This window comes from Agrobacterium sp. MA01, assembly GCF_009650195.1.
Taxonomy (GTDB): Bacteria; Pseudomonadota; Alphaproteobacteria; order Rhizobiales; family Rhizobiaceae; genus Allorhizobium.
Genome location: NZ_CP045854.1, coordinates 3493487 through 3500000 on the forward strand (window position 1 = coordinate 3493487; position 6514 = coordinate 3500000).

Sequence of the window (6514 nt, forward strand, 5' to 3'; positions counted from 1 at the left end):
CTACGGGCCTGATCGGTTCAACGCGTTCGCTCGATCTGCGTTTTCGGGCCGAGAATTTCGTCGAACCGTGTAGATCGTTGAGCCCATGACGATCACCGCACCCAGCATGGTCGACATCTCGGGGATTTCGCTGAAGACCAAAAAGCCGAGGATGATAGCAATCAGAAGCCGGGTGAATTCAAGAGGCGCCAGCGCTGAAGCCTCCGCCACCCGGAATGCAAGTGTGAAGAGATACTGTCCCAGCGTCCCGACTATGCCAATTACGGCCAGAAGGACCCATTCTTCCCTGGTTGGCCACTGCCACCACAGAAAGGTCGGCACCGCATAGGCCGCGCAGAGCACGAAAGACTGGTAGAGCATGACGGTTTCAGTCGACTCGGTGCGTGCCATCAACCGGATCGATACGGTCACGCCGCACAAAAGCAGCGCGCTCAAGACTGCGACCAGACTATAGACGTCGACAGTCCCGCCAGACGGTCTCAGCATAATGAGGACACCGGCGAAGCCGACCATCGTTGCCAGCCACCGTCGCCAGCCCACCTTCTCCTTGAGAATAACGACGGCGGCAATGGTCATGAAAATGACCTGACTGAAGCCGAGCGCCGTCATGTCTGCGAGTGGCAGATACAGAAGCGCCAGAAAATAGGTGTACTGCGAGCCAAGGCAGACGAGCCCTCGTACGATGTGTCTTCCCAGGTATTGGGTGCTGAGCGCGCGCGAGAGATCGCCGAGCAACAGCGGCAGAAGTATCATGGTCAGGATCACCTGCCGGATCAGCAATATCTGTGGAAGCGGCAACCCGGCACCAATTTTCTTGATGGCCACCATCATGATGCAAAACATCACGACCGACAGTATGAAGAGAATTGAGCCGCGCATGTTGTCAGGCACGGCGATCCATTTCTGCCTACCCTGGCTGTGCAGCACAGCGAGACGGTTGATCGGCCTATACAACGGAAGCGCAAAGCGCGGGATAGCCGCAACCGGCTCGTGTCCGGTGACGATCGGCATTGCCGCAGCCGTCACGCTGGCAAGATCCGACGCATCAAGGGACGGCAATTGTCCCGGACCGCTGCACGCTTCACTGTGATGCAGCGAGGTTCTCCCAGAGCCCAGTTCCTGTTTGCTCATATTGGATCCTGCCGTGTGACCTTGGCATAGCGCTGTATGAGAACCAGTCCAATAAACCCCTGCAAAGTCGCAAGCCCCAGCCAGACCTCTTCAATACCGAACCCGACGAGTAGGTGATAAGCAGCGCCGACAGGGAGCCCAATTCCCCAATAGGCGATGATCACGACCAACATCGCATAGCGGTTATCTCCAAGCCCCCGCAGCACGCCCATCCCGGTACCGTAAACGCCGTCGGCGAAGATGAAGAGACTGGCAAAGAGCACCAGTGACTGCGACGCTGCCAGCGTTGCGGCATTGCCCGGATCATTGATGTCAATGAACAGGCCGATAAAGACGTTCGGGAAGGCGAGGACGACCAGAGCCGCAGCGGCCATCGAGACAGTGCCCATGGTGACGCCGACGAAGCCGGCCACCCGCGCGTCCTGGAAGGCCAGTGCACCTCGCCGATAGCTGATCCGCAATGCTGCGGCGTCACCAAATGAAACCGCCAGCGAATAGGCGATTGTGCCGAAATTCAACGCGATCTGGTGTGCGGCAAGCGCAGCAGCTCCGAACTGGCCAACCACGACTGTCGCGATAAGGAAGAAGATCCCGTCGACGCCCTGCAAAGTCCCGATCGGCAGGCCAGCCCGGATAAGCTCCCGCAATAGCGACAGTCGGATCCGTGTGAAGGGAATGAGAGAACGACTGCGCCCGCAATGAACGGCGGCCAGCATGACCGGCGCCGTCAGCCACGTCACGCCGACCAGAGCGACGGGAATTCCGATTGCACCCATTGGCGGCAGACCAGAAAAGCCAAAAACGAGACCAAACCCCGCGACGACATAGAGCACGAGGGAGAGAGGCGTGAGCGCATACAGGATCCACGTCATGCCTAGCGCTGGAAGCATGGTGCGCATCAACCCGAGACGCAGAAGATTTGCCGGTTCGCCCCAACGCAAGACGTGAAGTATCCTTTCGGCTTCGGCCACGACCTCTGGAGGTTGGCCGAGCACGGCAAGCAGGCCGGGCGCTACGGTCATCCACGCGAAGGACAGGACCGACAGTGCCAGCGCCAGATAGAGACCGTTCCAGTAGAAACCGGAAACGCGCTTGGCGTCCCGTCCGCCATTGGCGCCGGAGGCGGCGACGCCGGCGACAAGAAGGATTCCCGCCAGAATATTCGTGCTGACAGCCACACGGATCGCTAGACCTGCCGCGGCGAGGGAGGCACTGCCCAGCCAGCCGAAGAGAAGCAAAGTCGTCGTCGTCATGGCGAAGTTCGAGAGATGGCCCATCAGGATCGGACCCGCTAGCCGCGTCGTCTGGCCAAAATGCGTGGCGACGCTTTCAGCGCAGGGATTTCTGTCGAACACGGCGCCCCGTCCACCCACTTGGGAAATGGCGCCGTCGCTAAAACCGACGACCCTTTGGCTTGCCGGTTCCGTGAGGTTATCCATGCGGTTCAGACCAATTGAGGAGAGACGACGGTTTCCCGACTGCGCCACGCGAGAGGGTGGGACCTGAAGAACTGGATCCCAGGGAGATCACCTAAAGGCGATCATCTGCACAGTCCGGTCCGACCTCAAACGTGTCCACCCAGAGTTTCTTGTGCCTCGTCATAGATCTCTGAAACGTGCATCGACCATCACAAAATTCGAAAGCGCGGTTCGACTACCCCAGATGTTCAGGGGCCTGCCGAAACGAAATCGCAGCTCACGCATCTGATTTCGGGATGACAGTCTAGAGCGTGTCCACTTTACTCGGGGTCATATCCGCAGGATTTGAAGTAGTTGGCGCATTCTTGCGGCTCGAACATTGTTACGATCTGGCCAACGGTATTCCATAAGCCCTCGACGGTCCGCTCGGCTTTGGCGCGCAAGACTGCTTTGAGCTTGGCGAAGGCTTTCTCGATGGGGTTGAAGTCTGGACTGTAGGGCGGAAGGTAGAGTAACCGGCACCCTGCGCCTTCGATTGCGAGACGCACCCCCTCCGTTTTGTGTGCCGGCAGGTTGTCCATGATGACGATGTCGCCCGGCACCAAGGTTGGAATGAGAACCTGTTCGACATAGGCTTGGAATGCGACGCCGTTCATCGCGCCGTCGAGGGCCATGGGCGCTGTCATGCCGGATAGCCTGAGCGCTCCGGTAAATGTCGTTGTTTTCCAATGGCCGTCCGGGATCGGGGAGCGGCATCGTTCTCCACAAAGAGCGCGTCCGCGAAGCCGTGACATCTTCGTGCTCAGGCCGGTTTCATCGATGAAGACGAGGCGCGCCGGATCGAGATCGAGCTGGCCGTCGAACCACTCCTCGCGACGTTTCAGGAGGTCGGGACGCTCCTGCTCCAGTGCATGTGCGGTCTTTTTTTGAAAGTCCAGCCGCGCTTTCGCAGCCAGACATCAAGCGCACTGCGGCCGATCGATACGGCTCTTTCCTCATGCAATCGCCGGACCATCTCATTGAGCGTGATGTCCTTTTCCTCTTCGATCATGCCGAAGATGAAGTGCTCGTGACTATCCAGGCGTGAGCCGCCGCGTCGGCCCTGCTTCGCCGGGGTCAACAGACCAGCTCGCGCACTCGCAATCCAGGCGATAGCTGTCGAAACCCCAATCCCAAATCGGGCTGCCGCTGAACGCGCCGACATGCCATCCCGTGACGCAGCCAGAACGCGGCTACGCAGATCATCACTGAAAGCCCGGGTCATATTGCCTCCGACCAAATCACCAGTCGGAGCGATGGAATCAGAATTCGGCGACCAAGGGAGTCCTCAACGCGATTCCGCGTTCAGTGGACGCGCTCTAAACGCCAGAAACCGCCCCCATCGCATGGAGGCGGTAAGACGTTTGATCTGTCCGATCTGAGAGATAAGTGAACAAACTGGTTGCGGGGGCAGGATTTGAACCTGCGGCCTTCAGGTTATGAGCCTGACGAGCTACCGGGCTGCTCCACCCCGCGCCAAGAGCGCAACTATGATTGTTGCGCTTGAGAGTTCTTACCAAGCAAAAAGGGCCGCTTTATGCGGCCCGATGTTTTCGGCTTGGGCCGATTGTGTGTTGAGAAGATTGTGGTTCTGCGGTGAGCAAAACGTGAGGTATTTGCTTTTACAAAACCTGACAACATTGCCTTTAGCAGACCTGGCAGCGACCTACTCTCCCGCGTCTTGAGACGAAGTACCATTGGCGCTGGGGCGTTTCACGGCCGTGTTCGGAATGGGAACGGGTGCAGCCACCCCGCCATGACCACCAGGTCGGCTAAGGGCAATGTTGTTGAGAAGCTGGCACAGGGATTACCTGTTTGTCTTTTTGAACACGTATTTGGCATCATCGCCCGGATGTCCGGGCCGATGAGCATGGTCAATGAGAACGATCAAGCCAATCGAGCTATTAGTAACGGTAAGCTTCATGCATTACTGCACTTCCACACCCGTCCTATCAACGTGGTCGTCTTCCACGGCTCTGATAGGGAATACTCGTTTTCAGGTGGGTTTCCCGCTTAGATGCCTTCAGCGGTTATCCCTTCCATATATAGCTACCCTGCTATGCCCTTGGCAGGACAACAGGTCCACCAGAGATATGTCCATCCCGGTCCTCTCGTACTAGGGACAGATCCTGTCAATATTCCTACACCCACGGCAGATAGGGACCGAACTGTCTCACGACGTTCTGAACCCAGCTCACGTACCGCTTTAATTGGCGAACAGCCAAACCCTTGGGACCTGCTCCAGCCCCAGGATGCGATGAGCCGACATCGAGGTGCCAAACAACCCCGTCGATATGGACTCTTGGGGGTCATCAGCCTGTTATCCCCGGCGTACCTTTTATCCGTTGAGCGATGGCCCTTCCACACGGGACCACCGGATCACTATGACCGACTTTCGTCTCTGCTCGACTTGTCAGTCTCGCAGTCAGGCGGGCTTATGCCATTGCACTCGACGACCGATTTCCGACCGGTCTGAGCCCACCATCGCGCGCCTCCGTTACTCTTTCGGAGGCGACCGCCCCAGTCAAACTACCCACCATACACTGTCCCGGATCCGGATGACGGACCGCGGTTAGACATCCATGACGATAAGGGTGGTATTTCAAGGATGGCTCCACAGAAACTGGCGTCCCTGCTTCAAAGCCTACCACCTATCCTACACATGCCGACACGAATGCCAGTGTAAAGCTATAGTAAAGGTGCACGGGGTCTTTCCGTCTGACCGCAGGAACCCCGCATCTTCACGGGGAATTCAATTTCACTGAGTCTATGTTGGAGACAGCGGGGAAGTCGTTACGCCATTCGTGCAGGTCGGAACTTACCCGACAAGGAATTTCGCTACCTTAGGACCGTTATAGTTACGGCCGCCGTTTACTGGGGCTTCGATTCAAAGCTTGCACCTCTCCTCTTAACCTTCCAGCACCGGGCAGGCGTCAGACCCTATACGTCGTCTTGCGACTTCGCAGAGCCCTGTGTTTTTGATAAACAGTCGCTACCCCCTGGTCTGTGCCACCCCATTACACTTGCGTATAAAGGGGTCACGCTTCTTCCGAAGTTACGCGTGCAATTTGCCGAGTTCCTTCAACATAGTTCTCTCAAGCGCCTTGGTATACTCTACCTGACCACCTGTGTCGGTTTCGGGTACGGTCTGTACGGTGGAGCTATTTCCTGGAACCGCTTCCTCGCCCATTCAATCCAATAAGAATGAACAAGTTACGCGATCCGTCACTACCACCAGGCCCACGAATATTAACGTGGTTCCCATCGACTACGCATTTCTGCCTCATCTTAGGGGCCGGCTAACCCTGCTCAGATTAACTTTAAGCAGGAACCCTTGGTCTTTCGGCGAGGGGGTCTCTCACCCCCTTTATCGTTACTCATGTCAACATTCGCACTTCCGATACCTCCAGGGCCCCTCACGGGTACCCCTTCACAGGCTTACGGAACGCTCCGCTACCACTTGCAGTAAACTGCAAATCCTCAGCTTCGGTGCATGGCTTTAGCCCCGTTACATTTTCGGCGCAAAGACCCTTATTTAGACCAGTGAGCTGTTACGCTTTCTTTAAATGATGGCTGCTTCTAAGCCAACATCCTGGTTGTTTTGGGATCCTCACATCCTTTCCCACTTAGCCATGACTTGGGGACCTTAGCTGGAGGTCAGGGTTGTTGCCCTCTTCACGACGGACGTTAGCACCCGCCGTGTGTCTGCCGACTAGTACTCCCAGGTATTCGGAGTTTGGTTAGGATCAGTAAGACGGTGAGTCCCCATAGCCCATCCAGTGCTCTACCCCCTGGGGTATTCGGTCGACGCTCTACCTAAATAGATTTCGCGGAGAACCAGCTATCTCCGAGTTTGATTGGCCTTTCACCCCTAGCCACAAGTCATCCCGATCTATTGCAACAGATATGGGTTCGGCCCTCCAGTT

Annotated in this window: 3 protein-coding genes, 1 tRNA gene and 2 rRNA genes (1 of these 6 only partly in view); all 6 read right to left on the minus strand. The window is 57.0% G+C overall.

What is annotated here, in order from left to right; all coding sequences use genetic code 11:
• Window positions 1–1131 (minus strand): DMT family transporter, encoded by a 1131-nt coding sequence (locus GH983_RS16860; RefSeq protein WP_054147624.1) that lies wholly within the window; start codon window positions 1129–1131, stop codon window positions 1–3.
• A complete protein-coding gene (locus GH983_RS16865) occupies window positions 1128–2486 on the minus strand; it encodes an MATE family efflux transporter (protein ID WP_194842740.1) in 1359 nt (452 codons plus the stop codon). Before GH983_RS16865 ends, GH983_RS16860 begins: the two co-directional genes overlap by 4 nt.
• 383 nt (window positions 2487–2869) lie before the next feature.
• Window positions 2870–3813, minus strand: a protein-coding gene (locus GH983_RS16870) for an IS630 family transposase (RefSeq protein WP_246727419.1) whose coding sequence is annotated in 2 segments (ribosomal slippage) — window positions 2870–3489 and window positions 3489–3813 — 945 coding nt in all. Because the reading frame shifts where the segments join, the coding sequence is not laid out codon by codon here.
• 174 nt (window positions 3814–3987) lie between these two features.
• Window positions 3988–4064 (minus strand) — tRNA-Met (locus GH983_RS16875).
• 177 nt (window positions 4065–4241) lie between these two features.
• Window positions 4242–4356, minus strand: a 5S ribosomal RNA gene (gene rrf, locus GH983_RS16880).
• A gap of 115 nt (window positions 4357–4471) precedes the next feature.
• Window positions 4472–6514, minus strand: a 23S ribosomal RNA gene (locus GH983_RS16885) (it continues 756 nt past the right edge of the window).

What these genes read in the sequence shown, in the direction of transcription:
- GH983_RS16860 (WP_054147624.1), bottom strand. Translation starts at nt 1,131, where the DNA reads ATGAGCAAACAGGAACTGGGCTCTGGGAGAACCTCGCTGCATCACAGT.